This is a genomic window from Rhizobium sp. UBA1881 (genome assembly GCF_002338015.1).
GTDB lineage: Bacteria > Pseudomonadota > Alphaproteobacteria > Rhizobiales > Rhizobiaceae > Rhizobium.
Window position 1 is genome coordinate 3139 of sequence record NZ_DDHH01000053.1, and the last position, 1724, is coordinate 4862.

3 protein-coding genes are annotated in these 1724 nt (G+C 58.4%); all 3 read right to left on the reverse strand.

All coding sequences use genetic code 11. The annotated features are described in order from the left end of the window. Positions 1 to 162: sugar phosphate nucleotidyltransferase (locus tag B3605_RS05275; RefSeq protein WP_296433115.1), on the reverse strand; the 162-nt coding region annotated here is incomplete at its 3' end. Further along, positions 159 to 1055, reverse strand: coding sequence for a dTDP-4-dehydrorhamnose reductase (gene rfbD, locus B3605_RS05280; protein WP_296433105.1), 897 nt, complete (start codon positions 1053 to 1055; stop codon positions 159 to 161). The genes B3605_RS05275 and rfbD, both read right to left, overlap by 4 nt. Then, positions 1052 to 1724 (reverse strand): dTDP-glucose 4,6-dehydratase (locus B3605_RS05285; RefSeq protein ID WP_296433107.1); only part of this gene is annotated, 673 nt, incomplete at its 5' end. The genes B3605_RS05285 and rfbD, both read right to left, overlap by 4 nt.

Genomic DNA, 1724 nt, shown 5'->3' on the forward strand with positions numbered 1-1724 from the left:
GATGATCAGGATGTCGCGGATGCCGGCCAGCATCAGCGTGCTGAGTGGATAATAGATCATCGGCTTGTCGAAGACAGGCAGCAACTGCTTGCTCATGGCAAGTGTCGCCGGATGAAGACGAGTGCCGGATCCACCGGCGAGAATGATGCCTTTTCGGGTCACAGCGCCCACCCCCGTTCCTTCAATTGATCAAGTACGCGATCGACATGCACCGTCCATTCAGGCAAGGTGAACCCGAGGGCGGAACTCAAAGCATTCGTGTTGAGCGACGAATTTCGCGGCCGTGCGGCCGGCCGTGGAAACTCTTCGGTCGTAATCGCCTCGATATTGGCCGGATCGACAGCCGAGACGAAGCCGTGCTCGATCGCCTTTTGGACAATATGCTGGGCAAGTCCGTGCCAGCTTGTTCGTCCGGACGCAGTCAGATGATAGGTTCCGTCGGCAATGCCGCCGCGCCGATGCGCTGCAATTGCAAGCACGGTGACATCAGCGAGCACCTCGACGGCCGTCGGCGCGCCAAACTGGTCCGCGACGATTCGCAGGTTCGGACGCTCCCGCGCCAGGCGCAGAATGGTTTTCACGAAGTTCGTGCCATCAGCAGAGACAACCCAACTCGTGCGAAACAGCAGATGCCGACAGCCGGACTCGACAATCGCCAACTCGCCGGCACGTTTCGACTGGCCGTAGATATTCAACGGATGCATCTCGTCGCTCTCGCAATAAGGCGTTTCCTGGCGACCATCGAAAACGTAGTCCGTCGAATAATGCACCAGCAGCGCGTCGCTCCGGCGGGCGTAATCCGCCAATTCCTTCACGGCCTTGTGGTTGACGCGAAATGCCGCATCGGCATTCGTCTCGGCAAGATCGACCTGCGTATAAGCCGCCGCGTTAACGATGATATCAGGGCGAACCGCATTAAGACGCTCGGCGATGACTTCCGGCTTATCGAGATCGAGTTCGTCGCGCGCGAAGGCGACGAGATTACCGAATGGGAGCAGCGCGCGCTGAAGCCCGCGTCCAAGTTGACCATTCTTTCCGAGAAGAAGCACGGTCATGCGTATTGCTTCTCCACCCAGTTGCGGTAGCTGCCTGAGGTTACGTTCTCGACCCAGTCGGCATTGTCGAGATACCACTGGACAGTCTTGCGAATTCCGCTCTCGAAGGTCTCAGTCGGACGCCAGCCGAGTTCGGCCTCGATCTTGCGCGCATCGATCGCGTAGCGCCGGTCGTGCCCGGGGCGATCGGTGACGAAGGCGATCTGCTCACTATACTTTTTGCCATCGGCTCGCGGCTGCAACTCGTCAAGTACCGCACAGAGAGTTGTGACGACATGAAGGTTGGCGCGCTCGTTCCAGCCGCCGATATTATAGGTTTCGCCAAGACGTCCGGCTTCCAGCACACGCCGGATCGCGCTGCAATGATCCTTCACGTAGAGCCAATCACGGATCTGCAAACCATCGCCATAGATCGGCAGAGAACGGCCTTGGAGCGCGTTGTGGATCACTAACGGAATGAGCTTTTCCGGGAAGTGCAGCGGGCCATAATTGTTGGAGCAGTTGGTGGTGACGACAGGAAGCCCATAAGTATGGAAGTAGGCGCGAACCAGATGGTCGCTTGCCGCCTTGCTAGCGGAGTAAGGGCTGTTGGGCCGGTAACTCGTTTCTTCGTTGAAAGCAGGATCGTCAGCATCGAGCGTCCCAAAGACCTCGTCGGTCGAAACGTGC